Raw genomic sequence first — 16,738 nt, 5'->3', positions numbered from 1 at the left:
TGCAATAAAAATAGCACTCAAGACAATTTATATTTTATTATTATTATTATATAATAGTATAAGTATAAATTTTTTTATTGAAAGAAGGTAAAATTTTATGTTACTAAGAGAAGTAATAGATGGCTTAGAAATATTAGATACTAAAGGTAGTTTAGATATACAAATAGATAATATTCAATATGATTCAAGAAAAGTAAAAGATAACGGATTGTTTGTATGTATAAAAGGTTTTACTGTTGATGGACATAAATTTATAGATAAAGCTATTGAAAATGGAGCTAAAGCATTCTTAGTAGAGGAAGATATAAATAGAGATGATGCAACTTTTATAAAAGTTAAAGATACTAGAGAAGATATGGCTAAAATAGCAGATAATTTTTATAATCATCCAAGTCAAAGATTTGATGTTATAGGAGTTACAGGAACAAATGGAAAAACTAGTATAACAACATTTTTAAATGAGATATTAAGATTAGATAAAAATAAAGTTGGACTTATTGGAACTATAAAAATATTTGATGGAGATAACGAAGTTGAATCAAACTCTACAACTCCAGAGAGTGTAGATTTACAAGGATATTTCAATCAAATGATAGAAAATGGATGTAAATATTGTGCAATGGAGGTTTCATCTCATGCACTAGCGTTAAATAGAGTGGCACAAACTAAATACAAAGTAGGAGTTTTTACTAACTTAACACCAGATCACTTAGATTTTCATAAAGATTTAGAAGATTACAGAAAAGCTAAAGAAAAATTATTCTATATGACAACAAATGCTAATATAATAAATATAGATGATAATGGCGGAAAAATAATATATAATAATGTTAAAAATTTAGATACTAAGTGCTACTCTTATGGAATAGATAATGAAGCTGATTTCATGGCTAAAAATATAAAAATAGAAGCAAGAGGAGTTTCTTATAGACTTATAACTCCAACGTATGAAACTGATATATTTGTACCTGTACCAGGTAAATTTACAGTTTATAATACCTTAGCAGTTATAGCAACTTGCTATGCATTAGGAATAGACAAAGATGTTGTTATAAATGGATTAAAAAATACAGGTGGTGTAGCTGGAAGATTTGAAGCTATATCAAATGATACAGGTATAAGTGTAATAGTTGATTATGCTCACACTCCAGATGCATTAGAGAATGTAATAAAAACAGCAAGAGAGTTTGCTAAAAATAGGATAATAACAGTTTTTGGATGTGGTGGAGATAGAGATACTACCAAAAGACCGTTAATGGGAGAAATTGTACAAAAATATTCAGATATATGTATAGTAACTTCAGATAATCCAAGAACAGAAGACCCTGAGCTTATAATCAAAGATATATTAGAAGGGCTAGATAAAAATAAAGAAAATTATAAGGTTGTAATAGATAGAAAAGAAGCTATTAAAGAAGCGATAGAAATGGCACAAAAAGATGATGTAATATTAATTGCAGGAAAAGGTCATGAAAATTATCAAATAATAGGTAAGGTTAAACATCATTTTGATGATAAAGAAATAGCTAATGAATATTTACATAAAAAATAAAAAGAGATGTATCTAATCGATACATCTTTTTTCTATACGTTAAATCTGAATAATATAACATCTCCATCTTTAACTATATACTCTTTACCTTCAAGTCTAACTAATCCTTTATCTTTTGCAGCAGTCATAGTTCCAACTTGAACTAAATCATCAAATGCTATAGTTTCCGCTCTTATGAATCCTCTTTCTATATCAGAGTGTATTTTACCACCAGCTTGAGGAGCTTTAGTTCCGACCTTTATAGTCCAAGCTCTAACCTCTTGAGGTCCAGCTGTTAAGTAAGATATTAATCCAAGTAATGCATATGAAGATTTTATAAGTTTATCAAGTCCGGATTGCTCAAGACCTAATGTTTCTAAGAATTCTTTCTTTTCTTCATCAGTATCAAGTTCAGCTATTTCAGCTTCTATTTGAGCACAGACAACAACAACTTCAGCATTTTCACTTGCAGCGAATTCTCTAACTTTATTAACATATTCATTATTTAAAGCTTCATCAGCTAAATCATCTTCACTAACATTAGTAGCATATATTACAGGTTTAGACGTAAGTAAGTTTAATGAATTAACAAAAGTTTGTTGATCTTCAGTAAACTCCATAGTTCTAACACATTTGCTATCTTCTAAAGTAGCCATTATTTCTTTTAAGAATTCAAGCTCAGATGCTAAACTTTTATCAGCTTTAGCAGCTTTTTGAGTCTTTTGTATTCTTCTTTCTAATATTTCTATATCAGAGAAAATTAACTCTAAGTTTATAGTCTCTATATCTCTTAAAGGGTCTACAGAACCGTCAACATGAACTACGTTAGGGTCTTCAAAACATCTAACAACATGTACTATAGCATCTACTTCTCTTATATGAGATAAGAATTTATTACCAAGACCTTCACCCTTAGAAGCTCCTCTAACTAAACCTGCTATATCGCAAAACTCGATAGCAGTAGGTACTATTTTTTTAGAATCATATAATTCCTTTAATTGATTTAATCTTTCATCTGGAACAGCCACAACACCAACATTTGGCTCTATTGTACAGAAAGGGTAGTTAGCAGATTCCGCACCTGCTTGAGTTATAGCATTAAATAGTGTACTTTTACCTACGTTTGGTAAACCAACTATACCTAATTTCATATTGTATCTTCCTCTCTTCTTAAGTCTCGTGTTTATTTTAAATTAGACATACATTCTAATTATACATCATATACATTAGCGATGCAAATTATACTTTCAATGGAGTTGATTTTATGATAATACCAATATGTTCAGGTATACTGCTAGGATTAAGTCTTATATTTGATGGGTATATGGAAAATATATTTATTATAGCGACAACCATAATTATATATTATTATATTACTAATTATAAAAAACAATATAAGGAAATATTTATAGGTTTAATTATTTCATACTTTTTAGTAAATATATTTTCAATAATAGTATTAAAAGATAATATAAATCAAAATATAGTAGACTATGATGAAGAAGTTAGTATAAAAAAAGAAACAGCAGTCGTACTTTTATATGATGGAGAAGATAGAAACTATGATTTAAGCGAAAGGGCTAATGAAATATATTTTGAGCAAGGATATAAATCTTATGGAAATATGGTTTATAACTTAAATAAATTTAAAAGATATTACGAAAATTTAGGTTCTAGTGATTTTAAAGATACAGCAAATGAGATAGCTATTAATTTAAAAGAAAAATTAGGTAAAGATTACAAAGTTATCAATTCATATCTATACACAAAGCCGTACTTTGAAAATGTTATAAAAAATATTATAAATCAAGGTTATAAAGAAATAGTAATATGTCCTATGTTTATAACTCAAGGTAAAGATTTTGAAGTATTTAATGAAAGGCTTCAGAAAATGCAACTTAGTAAATTAGGAGTACATATTGAACTTACAGATTTATTTTATAAATCTGATAATTTAGCAAAGTCATATAAAAATGAAATAGTTGGAAGCGCTAAAAATGAAGATACAGATATAGGAGTATTACTTATAGGCTTAGAGGATGAAAATAATTTAGAACAAGATATAATTTTTAGAGAAAAAATAAAGTATTATATTGAAAAAGAAAAAAGTACTAAAATTCAAATAAAATTACCACTTTTAGAAAATAATAAAAACGATATAATAAAATCAGGAGAACAACTTCTAGAATTTGGAATTGATATATTGCATGTAGTTATACCTACATGTACAATTGACAATATGCATAATAAGAATTTAGTTGAAAGTATTTTACAAGAACTAGATGGACCAGAAATAAAATTTCACTATATATATCCTAAGGACAAAGTTAAAATCTTGGTTGAAGAAATATATACTCAAATATCATTAATAAAAAAATAGGAGGTAACTATGGAGAGTGTAAAAAAAATAAATTTATGTGAGAATGTAAATTTAACTTTAATAAATTCTAAAAAATTTAAAACAAATTTAGTAAGTGTATACATACAAAGAATCCTAGATAAAAATGAAGCTACCAAAAATGCATTAATACCTAATTTAATAACTAATGCTAGTAGCGAATATAAAAGTTTAAGAGAGATATCTAATAAACTAGAAGATTTGTATGGAGCATCACTTTTAGCTGATATAAGCAAAAGAGGAGAAAGACAAGTTTTAAATATAAAACTAGTGACAACAAATGAAAAATATTTAGATGAACAAATTTTTAATAAAGCTATAGAGTTTTTAAATGAAATAATAAATAATCCATTAGTAGAAGATGGTGGATTTAGTGAAGAATATCTTAAATTAGAAAAGCAAAATTTAAAAGAAAGAATAAAAGCCAAAATAAATGATAAGGGAAGATATGCACTTGAAAGATGTTTTGAGGAAATGTGTAAATATGAAAAGTTTAGCATAAGTGAATATGGATATATAGATGAAATTGATAAAATCACAGCTAAAGAACTATATAATCACTATAAAGAAATTTTAAAAACATCTCCTATAGACATTATTGTAGAAGGCGAATTTAATGAAAAAGATGTTGAAAGTATTATTAAAAGTAAATTTAACTTTGATAGAGGATCTGTAATAGATATTCCAAGAGAAGAGTTTAAAAAAGATGTAGATACAGTAAAGAATATAGTTGATAAGATGGATATAACACAAGGAAAACTAGTTATGGGATATAGAACTAATATAGATTTTGCAGATGCAAAAAGATATTATCCATTAATAGTAGGGTGTAATATATTAGGTGGTGGACCCCATTCTAAAATGTTTATAAACATAAGGGAAAAAGAAAGCTTATGTTACTATATATATTCATCTATAGAAAAATATAAAGGAATATTATTTATATCATCTGGTATAGAAACTCAAAATTATGAAAAAACAACTGATTTAGTAAAAAAACAAATTGAAAAAATTGTAAATGGAGATATAAATGATGAAGAATTAAATAACAGTAAGATATCACTTATAAGTTCAATGGAAGCATTAACAGATAATATAGGTGGATTATCTGACTTTAAATTTGCTCAAGATATAAGCAAAACAAATTTAAGTATAGAAGATATTATAGATTATATAGACAAAGTAACTAAGGAAGAAATAGTTGATGTGTTTAAAGCATTACAATTAGATACTATTTATTTCTTAAGAAACTAGGAGGACTATATGGAAAAAATAGTTAATGATATATTAAAAGAAGAAGTTTATTATGAAAAATTAGATAATGGTTTAGATGTTTATTTTATGCCTAAAAAAGGATTTACTAAAAAGTTTGCAGTTTTAGCTACCAATTATGGATCAAATGACTTGGAGTTTATACCTATAAATCAAACTGAGAAATTTAAAGTAAATGAAGGTATAGCTCATTTTCTTGAACACAAGATGTTTGAACAACCAGATGGTGGTAATGCATTTGATAAGTTTTCAAAGTTAGGAGCTAGTGCAAATGCATATACTAATTTTACAATGACCGCTTATTTATTTTCATGCACTGAAAATTTCTATGAAAGTTTACAGCATTTAATAGATTATGTTCAAACTCCATATTTTACAGATGAAAATGTAGAAAAAGAAAAAGGAATAATAGAACAAGAAATAAAAATGTATAATGACGATCCGGATTGGAATGTATATTTTAATTGTTTAAAGGCGATGTATTCAAAGTATCCTGTAAACATAGATATAGCAGGAACAGTTGATAGTATATATAAAATAACCAAAGAGGAATTATACACATGTTATAATACTTTTTATAACCCGGGAAATATGATTTTATTTGTCGTAGGAGATGTAGATGCAGAGAAAGTTATGGAAATAGCTAAAAAAAGCAATCATTATGATGTTGATAAGCTTAAGAATGAAATAGAAAGATTTTACCCAGAAGAACCTAAAACTGTAAATGAAAAAGAAATCGTAGCTGAATTTCCAATATCAATGCCAATGTTTAATATAGGATTTAAAGATAGCGATGTAGGTATGAAAGGAAAAGAGTTACTAAGAAAAGAAGTTATCACAGAGATATTACTAGATATGATTTTAAAAAGAGGTAGTGAAATTTTTGAAGAATTGTATATGAGTGGGTTAATAAATGATAACTTTGGATGTGGATTTACATCGCAAGTAGATTATGGTTATACATTAATAGGTGGAGAATCTAATGAACCTAGAAAAGTTAAAGACACCATTATTAAGTATATAAATAAATATAAAGAAGATGGATTGTCAGAAGATGATTTTAATAGAGTTAAAAAGAAAAAAATGGGTCAATTTATAAAATATTTTGACTCAGTAAATTTTATAGCTAATAATTTCATTTCATATAAATTTAAAGGTATAAATTTAATGGATTATTTAGAAGTTATAAAACAAGTAAAATTTGAAGAAGTTGAGGAAAGATTAAAAAATCATCTTAAAGAAGAATATTGTTCTATATCAATAGTAGAACCAAAGTAAAAGTGCTAAATATTTAGCACTTTTTTAGTTTTAATAATAAACTATTTTAGTGGGAGATTATAAAGAAAATTGATGCTTAGTATTTAATGTGGTATTATTTATTTTATAATAAGGAGGGAATTATTACATGATAGATATACACTGCCATATACTGCCTGGAGTTGATGATGGATCTGAGAATTTATCTGAATCAATAGAAATGGCAAAAATAGCTTACGATGAAGGAATAAGGACGATAATAAATACATCTCACTATCATCCTGATTTTAAATATAAAAAAGGAAAAGAGTTAAATAAAGTTCTTAATGACTTCAACAAGGCTTTAAAAGTTGAAGGAATAGATTTAAATATAATTTTGGGAAATGAACTATATTATACAGAAGATTTATTTGAAAATTTTGAAAACCTAGATTTTTACTCTTTAAACAGTAGTAGATATTTACTTATTGAGTTTTCTCCAAATAATTTTCCTAAAAATCTAGTTGATATAGTTTATGAAATAAAATTAAGAGGTTATATACCTGTATTGGCTCATGTGGAAAGATATCCAAAAGTTCAAGAAAATCCTAATTTAATTTACGATTGTATAAATGAAGGAGCTTTAATACAAGTAAACGCCTCTAGCATAACTGGTAAAAATGGAACTGAAGCACAAAAAACTAGTGATATTCTTTTGAAAAATAAAATGATTCATTTCATAGCTACAGATGCACATAGTAGTACCAGAAGAAGGCCATTAATAAAAGAGGCATATGAATATGTATCTCAAAAATACAGTATGGAATTGGCTGAAAAATTATTTTTAGAAAATCAAAAGGTTATAATTGAAAATACTGAATTGGAAATTGAAATCCCTAGTATGTATGAAAAGAAAAAGAGTTTTCTAAAAAGATTATTTAAAAGGTAGGTATTAATTTATGGATAGAGTTGCGTTTACTATATTCGGAATAGATGTAATGTGGTATGGAATACTTATGGCTATAGGTATGATTTTAGGAACGTTAATAGCTTTGAAAGAAGCTAAAAGAGTAGAAATAAAAGAAGACAATATACTAGACTTAGCTATAATTGCCATACCGGTAGGATTAATATGTGCAAGATTGTACTATGTCATATTTAACTGGGAGTATTATGCTAGCAATCCATCACAAGTATTTAATTTTAGAGGTGGAGGAATGGCTATACATGGAGCTTTAATAGGTGGAGTTTTAGCTGGATATTTATTTTCAAGATATAAGAAAATAAATTTCTTTAAATTAGCAGATACTGTAATTATAGGTATGCCTTTAGCACAAGCTATAGGAAGATGGGGAAACTTTATAAATAAAGAAGCTCATGGAGGACCGACAAATTTACCTTGGGGAATAATGGTAGATGGAGTTAAGGTTCATCCCACTTTCTTATATGAATCAATATGGGATTTTGGTATATTTGTATTTTTATGGATGTTTAGAAAAAAGAAATCATATGAAGGTCAAATTATAGTTTTATATGCTATACTATATTCTCTTGGTAGATTTTTCATAGAAGGACTTAGAACTGACAGCCTTATGATAGGACCGCTTAGAATGGCTCAAGTTATAAGTTTAGTAGGAGTAATAGGTGGATTAATAGCCCATATATACTTATCAAAGAAAAGTAAAACAAATAGACAAAATTAAGGAGCGATAAAATATGGAATTTCATCACGTATCAGTGCTATTAAATGAATGCATTGATAATTTAAATATAAAACCAGACGGTGTATATGTAGACTGTACAATGGGTGGAGCTGGCCATTCAAAAGAGATTGTAAAAAAATTATCTAAAGATGGATTATTTATTGGATTTGATCAAGATATAAATGCAATAAATACTGCAAGAGAAAGACTAAGTGAGTATAGTGATAGAGTAAAATTTGTTCATAGTAATTTTGAAAACTTAAAAGAAGAATTAGAGAATCTAGGAATTTATAAAATTGATGGAGTACTTGCAGATTTAGGAGTATCTTCTCATCAATTAGATGAAGCCGATAGAGGATTTTCTTATATGCAAGATGCACCATTAGATATGAGGATGGATGTGAGATGTTCTTTCTCGGCACATGATGTTGTAAATACTTATAGTGAAGAAGAGTTAGCTAAAATTATAAAAGATTATGGAGAAGATAACTGGGCAAAGCGTATTGCTAAATTTATAGTTGAAGAAAGAAAAGAAAAAAGTATAGAAACTACTGGTGAGTTAGTTGATATAATAAAAAAAGCTATCCCGAAAAAAGCTAGAATAGATGGTCCACATCCTGCAAAAAGGACTTTCCAAGCTATAAGAATAGAGGTTAATAATGAGTTAGGTGTTATAACAAATATGATAGATGATGCAGCTCAAATGCTAAATGAAGGTGGAAGAATATGTATAATAACATTCCACTCATTAGAAGATAGAATTGTAAAGAAAGAATTTAAAGATTTAGCAACAGATTGTATATGTCCATCGTATTTACCAATATGTCAGTGTGATAAAGAAGCATTGGTAAAAGTTATAACTAGAAAACCTATATTACCAACAACTGAAGAGGTAGAGGAAAACCCAAGATCAAGAAGTGCTAAATTGAGGGTTGCTGAAAGAATATAAAAGTCTAAGTGAAAGCTTAGACTTTTTTGTTTTTTATTGCATTAATTTTGTATCAAAACTTAAAAGGAAGCTGTATTAAAAGGTTAAATATAATATATAACTATAAAAATTTAAGGAGTTATATATTATGAAAAGAAATAAAAAAATAAAAGAGATAAATGAATATAGATTAAATAAAAAGAATAATTATAAAAGAAAGCTATTAAAAAAAATAATCAAGTTATCAATTAAGGTAGGGTGTTTACTTTTTATTTTCATTATTATATCTGGTTGCATGTACGGTTATAGTGAAATATCTAAATTGAAGTATGAAATAGGTAAACTAGAATCTGAGTTACACAAAAAAAATATAGAAAAAGATAATATAAAAGTTGAAGTAGATATACTGACTACAAGCAAAGATATAGAGAAAAAAGCTAATGAAAAACTAGGTATGAATTATCCAAAGGAAAGTCAAATAAGATACATAGAAGTAAATAAGTAGGGGGAGAGTTACTTGAGTAAAATTAAGAGGATAAGTAAAAAACGATTAGTAGCAGTTTTAATAATGGCATGTTGTGTATTTTTTATGCTTATATTTAGGACTGGATATTTACAAATCGTAAAGGGAGATTGGTTAACAGCTAAAGCTCTAGACCAACAAACTAGGGATATACCTATAGAACCTAAAAGGGGAACTATATATGATAAAAATATGAAAGAATTAGCAGTAAGTGTAACAAAGTATACTATATGGGCAAAACCTGTGGAAGTAAAAGATAAAGAAAAAGCTGCTAAAGTAATATCTAATCTAATAGACGAAGAACATGAAGAGGTTTTAAAGTTATTAAAAAAGAAAAATATGGCGCTAGTGAAAGTTAAAAGATGGATAGATGATGAAACTGCTGAAAAAATAAGAGAGGCTAAATTACCAGGAATATGGGTAGCTGAAGATAATCAAAGATATTATCCATATGGAAATTTTGCATCTTATGTACTAGGACATACTTCAGATGATGCTACAGGAATAGCAGGAGTTGAAATGCAATATGATAAACACTTAAAGGGAAAATCAGGAAGGCTTATTGTTAGTACCGATGCATCAGGAAGAGAAATACCTCATGGAATGGAAAAATATTATGAGCCAGTTCAAGGAAACGGTTTAGTTTTAACTATAGATGAAGTTATACAACACTATACAGAAAAAGCAGTTCAAAAAGCTTATGAATTAAATAATGCAAAAAGAGTAACTGCAATAGCTATAGATCCTAAGACTGGAGATGTATTATCTATGGCATCTAAACCTGACTATGATCCTAACAATTCAAGAACTCCTATATATCCATACTATGAAGAAGAGTTAGAGGGTTATGGAGACAAAGATAAAATAAAAGGATATTTTTCTATGTGGAGAAATCCTGCAGTTAGTGATACATATGAACCTGGATCAACATTTAAATTAATAACATCTTCAGCGGCACTAGAAGAAGGTGTTATTAAGGAAGGTGAGAAGTTTAACTGTACAGGGAGTGTAATGGTTGGAGGAAGAAAAATTAAATGTTGGAGACACTATAAACCTCATGGAGCACAAGAATTTAAACAAGGGGTTCAAAATTCTTGTAACCCTGTATTTGTGGAGCTAGGAAGTAGACTTGGAGTATCTAAGATGTATGACTACATTGAAGGATTTGGATTTATGGATACTACAAAGTTAGATTTACCTGGAGAAGCTAAAGGAATTTTATACAATGAAAAAAATGTTGGGCCTGTGGAATTGGCTACTATATCTTTTGGTCAATCAATATCTGTTACTCCAATGCAATTAATAAGTGCCATAGGTGCTATAGCAAATGATGGAAAACTTATGCAACCTAGAGTTGTAAAAGAGTTAGTAGATAATCAAGGAAATGTAACAGAAAGTATAAAACCAAAAGTAGTTAGACAGGTTATATCAGAAGATACTTCAAATAAAATGATGGAAATAGCTGAGTCAGTTGTTAGTGAAGGTTCAGGTAAAGCAGCTTACATACCAGGTTATAGAATAGGAGGTAAAACAGGAACTGCTCAAAAAGTTATCGATGGTAAATATGCACAAGGTAAATATATATGTTCATTTGTGGGTATTGCTCCATGTGATGATCCGCAAATTGTAGTTTTGGCTATAGTTGATGAACCTACAGGAGTTAGTGCATTTGGTAGTACAACAGCAGGACCTATAGTAAAAGAAATAATGAATGATTCTTTAAAATATTTAGGAGTTGAACCAAAATATAGCGAAGAGGAAAAACAGGAGTATGAAAAAGAAAAAGTTAAAGTTCCTAATATTATAGATCTTAGTGTTGAAGATGCGATTAAGGTTTTAGAAGAAAATAAACTAAAGCCAATTCAAGATGTAGATACAGAAATTAAAGGAACAGCTAAGGTGGTAGATATATTCCCAAAACCTGGAGCAGAAGTTTCAGTAGATTCAGGAATAGTTATATATACAGAAAACTAAAGTTTGATATATAATAAATAACTTCAAAAAATTTAATATATAGTATATAATTAATTAGTTAATAGTTTAAAAGAGCAATGTACATAGTACTATGTACATTGCTCTTTATTAGGATTTTAAAGGTTTACAAAAGTGTAAAATATTTGATATTCTATAAAATTACATATTAAAATATTATAAATATAGATGATGAACGTATCAAAAAGATTTATAATGTTTTAGTAGACTTATTTAGAAGGAGGTTTAAGTATGGAATCTTTATCCATAAAAGAACTAGTAGTGGCATCTAATGGTACATTAGTAAATGGAAATGAATTAGATGAAATCAAAAAAATAGTTATAGACAGTAGAGCTGCTAATGAAGGTGATGCCTTCATAGCTATAATAGGTGAAAATTTAGATGGACATAAATTTATTCAATCAGCACTTGAAAATGGATGTAAAACTTTTATAAAAAATAAAAGTAATGGCATAAAATTTGAAAGTTCGGATATAAATTTAATAGAAGTAGATGATACTACAAAAGCACTTGGAGATATAGCTAAATTTTATAAAGAAAAATTTAATATACCATACATAGGAGTAACTGGAAGTGTAGGAAAAACTACAACTAAAGATATGATATACTCAGCTATATCTACTAAATTCAATACATTAAAAAATGAAGGAAACTTCAATAATCATATAGGAGTACCACTTACTTTATTTAATTTAAACTCAAACCATGAATGTGCAATAATAGAAATGGGAATGTCTCACTTTAATGAAATTGAATATTTAGCAAATATAGTAAATCCTAAAATAGGAGTGATATCAAATATAGGCCTATCACATATAGAAAACCTAGGATCTCAAGAAGGCATATTAAAAGCAAAATTAGAAATCACTTCGAATTTTGACAAGTCTAATACTTTAATTATAAATGGTGACGATGAATATTTAAAAAAGGTATGTAATGATGAACTTGGATATGAATTAAAAACTTTTGGATTTAACAAAAATAATGATATTTACTGTTTAGATTATTCAATTGGAGAGGAAAGCTTAAACTTTAAATGTTTTATAAATGGTAAAGAAGAAGAAATTTTTATACCAACAGTAGGAAAGCATAATATATATAATGCTATGGCATCTATCTTAGTAGGGTTAAGTTTAGGCATGGATTTAAGCGATATAAAAGCTGGATTAAAGAATTTCAAAGCTAGTAAGATGAGACTTGACATAATAAAAAAAGATGGCATAACAATAATAAATGATGCTTATAATGCTAGTCCTGATTCTATGAAAGCTGCACTGGATATATTAGGTAGATATAAAAACAGAAGAGTTGCAATACTTGGAGATATGTTTGAAATGGGAGAACACTCGGAATATGGCCATAGGCTTGTAGGAGGATATGCAATCGATAATGTAGATGTATTAGTTACAATAGGTGAAAACTCTAGACATATAGGAGATGAAGCTAACAAACTAGGATTTAATAAATTAAATATACATCATTTTTCTAATAAAGAGACGGCAATTAAAAAATTAAATGATATAATAGTTAAGGATGATGTGATCTTAGTTAAAGCTTCTAGAGGTATGCAACTAGAAAATATAGTACAATATTTAAATAGGTAAATAACATTAAAGAAATAGCCAACAAGGGAGAGGAGTTATATTATGTTAGGAATAACAGAACTTACGTATACATCGATGATTTCATTTCTTATAGTAATAATACTAGGTCCGATATTTATACCGATGTTAACTAAATTTAAATTCGGACAGACGGTAAGAGATGACGGACCACAAACACACTTACAAAAAAATGGAACACCTACAATGGGTGGAATAATGATGATAGTAGCAATATTAATAACAATTCTTACAAGAATGAAAATAAGCTCAGATATGACTATGGGACTTTTATGTATAGTTGGATTTGGATTTGTAGGATTTGTAGATGATTTCTTAAAAATAAAGTTTAAAAGATCATTAGGATTAAAAGCATATCAAAAGTTATTATTACAAGTTGCATTAGCTACATTATTAGCATATTACCAATATACTAATTCACCAAGTGCTACTCAATTTATAATACCTTTTACAAATATTACATTTAATTTAGGTGCATTATATGTTCCTGTTATGGTATTTATAATACTTGGAACAGTAAATGCAGTTAACTTAACAGATGGACTTGATGGTTTAGCATCAGGAATAACTGTTATAGTTTCTGCATTCTTTATGCTAGTTGCAACTAGCTATGGTAATACAGATGTAGCTATATTAGCAGCGGCTACTGTAGGAGCTTGTATAGGATTTTTAGGGTTTAACTCATATCCAGCAAGAGTATTTATGGGAGATACAGGGTCTATGGCTCTAGGAGGTGCTGTGATATCATTTGCAGTACTAACAAATAATGTTCTTATAATACCTATTGTTGGAGGTATATATTTTGCAGAAGCAATTTCAGTTATACTTCAAGTTGGATCTTATAAATTAAGAAAGAAAAGAATATTTAAAATGGCACCAATACATCATCATTTTGAACAATGTGGATGGCCTGAGACTAAGGTTATATTTGTATTTTGGATAACATCTATAGTTTTAGCTTGGATAGGTATAATAGCAGTATTCTAATTTACGGGGGTAAGAACCATGGACTTAAATAATAAAATTGTCTTACTTGTAGGACTGGCAAAGACTGGAGTATCTACTATAAAAAAATTAGATAAATTAGGTGCAAAAATTATAGTAAATGATATTAAGTCTAAAGACCAATTAAAAGATATAATAAAACAAATTGAAAATTTAGATAGCGTTGAGTATATCTTAGGACATCATCTTGAAGATATAAGTAATATAGATTTAACTATAGTATCTCCGGGAGTTCCATTAGATTTACCATTTATAAAAAAATTACAATCTGAAAATATAAATATAATTGGAGAAGTTGAATTAGCATATAAGCTATCTAAAAATCCTACATTTGTTGGTATAACAGGAACAAATGGAAAGACTACAACTACAAGTTTAGTTGGAGAAATATTTAAAAAGGCTTCAAAAGATTCATATATAGTTGGAAATATAGGAAATCCAGTTATTGATACTGTTGATTTAACAGATGAGAATTCTTTTCTTATAACAGAATTAAGTAGTTTTCAATTAGAAAGTATAGAGGATTTTAAGCCTAGAGTTAGTACTATTATAAATATAACGGAAGATCATTTAAATAGACATCACACTATGGAAAACTATATAAATGCAAAGGCCAATATATTTAAAAATCAAGATGCAAATGATTTTTGTATATTAAATTATGATGATGAAATAGTTAGAGAATTAGGAAATAAAACTAATGCTAAAGTTTTATACTTCTCACAAAAAGAAAAAGTAAGCCAAGGAGCATACTTAGATGATAATAACAACATCGTTATAAAAGTTAATGATAAAGAAATAAAATTATTAAATAAAGATGAATTAAGTTTACCAGGAAATCACAACTTAGAAAACTGTATGGCAGCTATTTTAATGTCTTATGTATTAGGTATTGATTTAGAAATTATAAAAGATACATTAAAGACTTTTAAAAGCGTTGAACATAGATTAGAATTTGTTACAGACAAAGATGGAATTATGTTTGTTAATGATTCAAAAGGAACAAACCCTGATTCAACTATAAAAGCTATAACATCTTATGATAAGCCTATAGTTTTAATTGCTGGAGGAAAAGATAAGCAAAGTGATTTTACAGAAATGATTAGCTATGCAACTAAAAATGTAAAAGCAATAGTATTATTAGGAGAAACAGCAGATAAAATTGAGCAAACAGCAAAATTACAAGGTATGAACAATATTTTTAGAGTTTCTGATATGAAGGAAGCTGTAAAAACGGCATACAAATTAGCTCAATCAGGAGATGTAGTTTTATTATCACCAGCTTGTGCAAGTTGGGATATGTATCCAAACTTCGAGGCGAGAGGATTAGACTTCAAAGAAAATATATATAATTTATAATATATACTGGGAATGGAGGTAGGTCTAATTAATGCCTAAAGAGATAAGAAAGAAACGTGTTAGTAGGGGGATTAAAACTGATTTTGATAATGTTGTATTTTATACAACTATGTTGTTAGTATTTATAGGAATCATAATGGTTTTTAGTGCTAGTTTTATACAATCTACATTTAAACTAGATGATTCCTATTATTTTTTAAAAAGAAATTTAATATATGCAATATTAGGATTTATTGTAATGATTTTTACATCTAAAATTGATTATAGATTTTGGTATAAAAACTCTAGAAAGCTAGGTATTGTTGTTGTGATATTACTATTGTTAGTTTTATCACCTCTAGGAACATCTTTAAATGGAGCTCAAAGGTGGCTTGGATTTGGAGGATTGACAATTCAACCAGCAGAATTGGCTAAGTTTTCAACTATAATAATTACTGCCAAATTAATCGAATTAAAATATGATAAGATTAAATCTTTAACAAAAGGGATTATACCACTTCTTATAATACCAAGTATTTTCTTCGCTTTAATCATATTACAACCCAATCTATCTACGGCAGGTACAGTAATATTAGTTACATTTGTAATGATATTTGTTGCAGGTATGGATATGAAAATTGTATATGCAATGTTTGGAGCAGGAATTGCGTTGTTTGGAGCTATGGTTTTAGCAGCACCATATAGACTTGCACGTGTTACTTCTTTTTTAGATCCATTTAAAGATCCTTTGGGAGCTGGATATCAAGTTATACAAGGACTGTATGCACTTGGATCTGGGGGTCTATTTGGACTAGGATTAGGAAAGAGTAGACAAAAATATTTTTACATACCTGAACCTCAAAATGACTTTATATTTGCTATAATTGGAGAAGAATTGGGTCTTATAGGATGTGCTATAGTCATTATGCTATTTGTATTTTTAGTGTATAGATGTATAAGAATTGCAATTAGATGTCCTGATGTATTTTCATGTATGTTAGTTGTGGGTATAGGTGGTCAAATTGGTATTCAAGCAGCTTTAAATATTGCAGTTGCAACGTCATCAATGCCTGTTACAGGTGTAGCACTACCTTTTATAAGTTATGGTGGGACATCGCTTATAATATTCATGGCTGCTATTGGGATAGTACTTAATGTCTCTAAACATGTAAAAATGAACTAGACAGGA

The 16,738-nt window shown here is 28.0% G+C and carries 14 protein-coding genes; 13 read left to right on the top strand and 1 reads right to left on the bottom strand.

Annotated elements, in window-relative coordinates; genetic code table 11:
* The first annotated feature begins 97 nt into the window (after nucleotides 1-97).
* Nucleotides 98-1,552 (top strand): UDP-N-acetylmuramoyl-L-alanyl-D-glutamate--2,6-diaminopimelate ligase, encoded by a 1,455-nt coding sequence (locus ATCC9714_RS13705; RefSeq protein WP_054631036.1) that lies wholly within the window; start codon nucleotides 98-100, stop codon nucleotides 1,550-1,552.
* A 32-nt stretch (nucleotides 1,553-1,584) separates the two neighbouring features.
* On the opposite strand, the gene ychF is transcribed toward ATCC9714_RS13705, so the two are convergent.
* Nucleotides 1,585-2,682 carry a redox-regulated ATPase YchF gene (ychF, locus tag ATCC9714_RS13700; protein WP_054631035.1) on the bottom strand — a complete coding sequence of 366 codons (1,098 nt, stop codon included), beginning with the start codon at nucleotides 2,680-2,682 and terminating at the stop codon, nucleotides 1,585-1,587.
* A gap of 113 nt (nucleotides 2,683-2,795) precedes the next feature.
* Here ychF and ATCC9714_RS13695 point away from each other — a divergent pair, with 113 nt between their 5' ends.
* The 12 genes from ATCC9714_RS13695 to ftsW all read left to right on the top strand — a co-directional run bounded on the left by ATCC9714_RS13695 (nucleotide 2,796) and on the right by ftsW (nucleotide 16,732).
* Complete coding sequence (locus ATCC9714_RS13695) at nucleotides 2,796-3,911, top strand: CbiX/SirB N-terminal domain-containing protein (RefSeq protein ID WP_057545422.1); 1,116 nt, start codon at nucleotides 2,796-2,798, stop codon at nucleotides 3,909-3,911.
* Between the two features lie 9 nt (nucleotides 3,912-3,920).
* The gene (gene yfmF, locus ATCC9714_RS13690) at nucleotides 3,921-5,183 is read left to right on the top strand and encodes an EF-P 5-aminopentanol modification-associated protein YfmF (RefSeq protein ID WP_021129264.1); all 1,263 of its coding nucleotides are present in this window, start codon (nucleotides 3,921-3,923) and stop codon (nucleotides 5,181-5,183) included.
* A 9-nt stretch (nucleotides 5,184-5,192) separates the two neighbouring features.
* Nucleotides 5,193-6,479 (top strand): EF-P 5-aminopentanol modification-associated protein YfmH, encoded by a 1,287-nt coding sequence (yfmH, locus tag ATCC9714_RS13685; protein ID WP_021129263.1) that lies wholly within the window; start codon nucleotides 5,193-5,195, stop codon nucleotides 6,477-6,479.
* 127 nt (nucleotides 6,480-6,606) lie between these two features.
* Nucleotides 6,607-7,386 (top strand): tyrosine-protein phosphatase, encoded by a 780-nt coding sequence (locus ATCC9714_RS13680; protein ID WP_057545423.1) that lies wholly within the window; start codon nucleotides 6,607-6,609, stop codon nucleotides 7,384-7,386.
* Between the two features lie 10 nt (nucleotides 7,387-7,396).
* Nucleotides 7,397-8,140, top strand: coding sequence for a prolipoprotein diacylglyceryl transferase (gene lgt / locus ATCC9714_RS13675; RefSeq protein WP_057545424.1), 744 nt, complete (start codon nucleotides 7,397-7,399; stop codon nucleotides 8,138-8,140).
* Between the two features lie 13 nt (nucleotides 8,141-8,153).
* Nucleotides 8,154-9,089: a 16S rRNA (cytosine(1402)-N(4))-methyltransferase RsmH gene (rsmH, locus tag ATCC9714_RS13670; RefSeq protein WP_021129260.1), complete on the top strand. Its 936-nt coding sequence runs from the start codon at nucleotides 8,154-8,156 to the stop codon at nucleotides 9,087-9,089.
* Nucleotides 9,090-9,216: 127 nt separating this feature from the next.
* Nucleotides 9,217-9,573 (top strand): cell division protein FtsL, encoded by a 357-nt coding sequence (gene ftsL, locus ATCC9714_RS13665; protein WP_021129259.1) that lies wholly within the window; start codon nucleotides 9,217-9,219, stop codon nucleotides 9,571-9,573.
* A gap of 12 nt (nucleotides 9,574-9,585) precedes the next feature.
* Nucleotides 9,586-11,565 (top strand): stage V sporulation protein D, encoded by a 1,980-nt coding sequence (locus ATCC9714_RS13660; protein ID WP_021129258.1) that lies wholly within the window; start codon nucleotides 9,586-9,588, stop codon nucleotides 11,563-11,565.
* A 249-nt stretch (nucleotides 11,566-11,814) separates the two neighbouring features.
* Nucleotides 11,815-13,188: a UDP-N-acetylmuramoyl-tripeptide--D-alanyl-D-alanine ligase gene (locus ATCC9714_RS13655; RefSeq protein ID WP_055340205.1), complete on the top strand. Its 1,374-nt coding sequence runs from the start codon at nucleotides 11,815-11,817 to the stop codon at nucleotides 13,186-13,188.
* 39 nt (nucleotides 13,189-13,227) lie between these two features.
* Nucleotides 13,228-14,193, top strand: coding sequence for a phospho-N-acetylmuramoyl-pentapeptide-transferase (gene mraY / locus ATCC9714_RS13650; protein ID WP_101509230.1), 966 nt, complete (start codon nucleotides 13,228-13,230; stop codon nucleotides 14,191-14,193).
* An 18-nt stretch (nucleotides 14,194-14,211) separates the two neighbouring features.
* On the top strand, nucleotides 14,212-15,570 hold the full coding sequence (gene murD, locus ATCC9714_RS13645; protein WP_057536802.1) for a UDP-N-acetylmuramoyl-L-alanine--D-glutamate ligase: 1,359 nt from the start codon (nucleotides 14,212-14,214) through the stop codon (nucleotides 15,568-15,570).
* Between the two features lie 31 nt (nucleotides 15,571-15,601).
* The gene (gene ftsW / locus ATCC9714_RS13640; protein WP_077065721.1) at nucleotides 15,602-16,732 is read left to right on the top strand and encodes a putative lipid II flippase FtsW; all 1,131 of its coding nucleotides are present in this window, start codon (nucleotides 15,602-15,604) and stop codon (nucleotides 16,730-16,732) included.
* Nucleotides 16,733-16,738: the final 6 nt, after the last annotated feature.

Source organism: Paraclostridium sordellii, assembly GCF_000953675.1.
Lineage (GTDB): Bacteria > Bacillota > Clostridia > Peptostreptococcales > Peptostreptococcaceae > Paraclostridium > Paraclostridium sordellii.
Note: the sequence above shows the minus strand (reverse complement) of the source record. Positions and strands in the feature narration are given on the sequence as shown.

Coding starts and splice junctions, on each gene's coding strand:
- ATCC9714_RS13705 (WP_054631036.1), top strand. CDS start 98: ATGTTACTAAGAGAAGTAATAGATGGCTTAGAAATATTAGATACTAAA.
- ychF (WP_054631035.1), bottom strand. CDS start 2,682: ATGAAATTAGGTATAGTTGGTTTACCAAACGTAGGTAAAAGTACACTA.
- ATCC9714_RS13695 (WP_057545422.1), top strand. CDS start 2,796: ATGATAATACCAATATGTTCAGGTATACTGCTAGGATTAAGTCTTATA.
- yfmF (WP_021129264.1), top strand. CDS start 3,921: ATGGAGAGTGTAAAAAAAATAAATTTATGTGAGAATGTAAATTTAACT.
- yfmH (WP_021129263.1), top strand. CDS start 5,193: ATGGAAAAAATAGTTAATGATATATTAAAAGAAGAAGTTTATTATGAA.
- ATCC9714_RS13680 (WP_057545423.1), top strand. CDS start 6,607: ATGATAGATATACACTGCCATATACTGCCTGGAGTTGATGATGGATCT.
- lgt (WP_057545424.1), top strand. CDS start 7,397: ATGGATAGAGTTGCGTTTACTATATTCGGAATAGATGTAATGTGGTAT.
- rsmH (WP_021129260.1), top strand. CDS start 8,154: ATGGAATTTCATCACGTATCAGTGCTATTAAATGAATGCATTGATAAT.
- ftsL (WP_021129259.1), top strand. CDS start 9,217: ATGAAAAGAAATAAAAAAATAAAAGAGATAAATGAATATAGATTAAAT.
- ATCC9714_RS13655 (WP_055340205.1), top strand. CDS start 11,815: ATGGAATCTTTATCCATAAAAGAACTAGTAGTGGCATCTAATGGTACA.
- murD (WP_057536802.1), top strand. CDS start 14,212: ATGGACTTAAATAATAAAATTGTCTTACTTGTAGGACTGGCAAAGACT.
- ftsW (WP_077065721.1), top strand. CDS start 15,602: ATGCCTAAAGAGATAAGAAAGAAACGTGTTAGTAGGGGGATTAAAACT.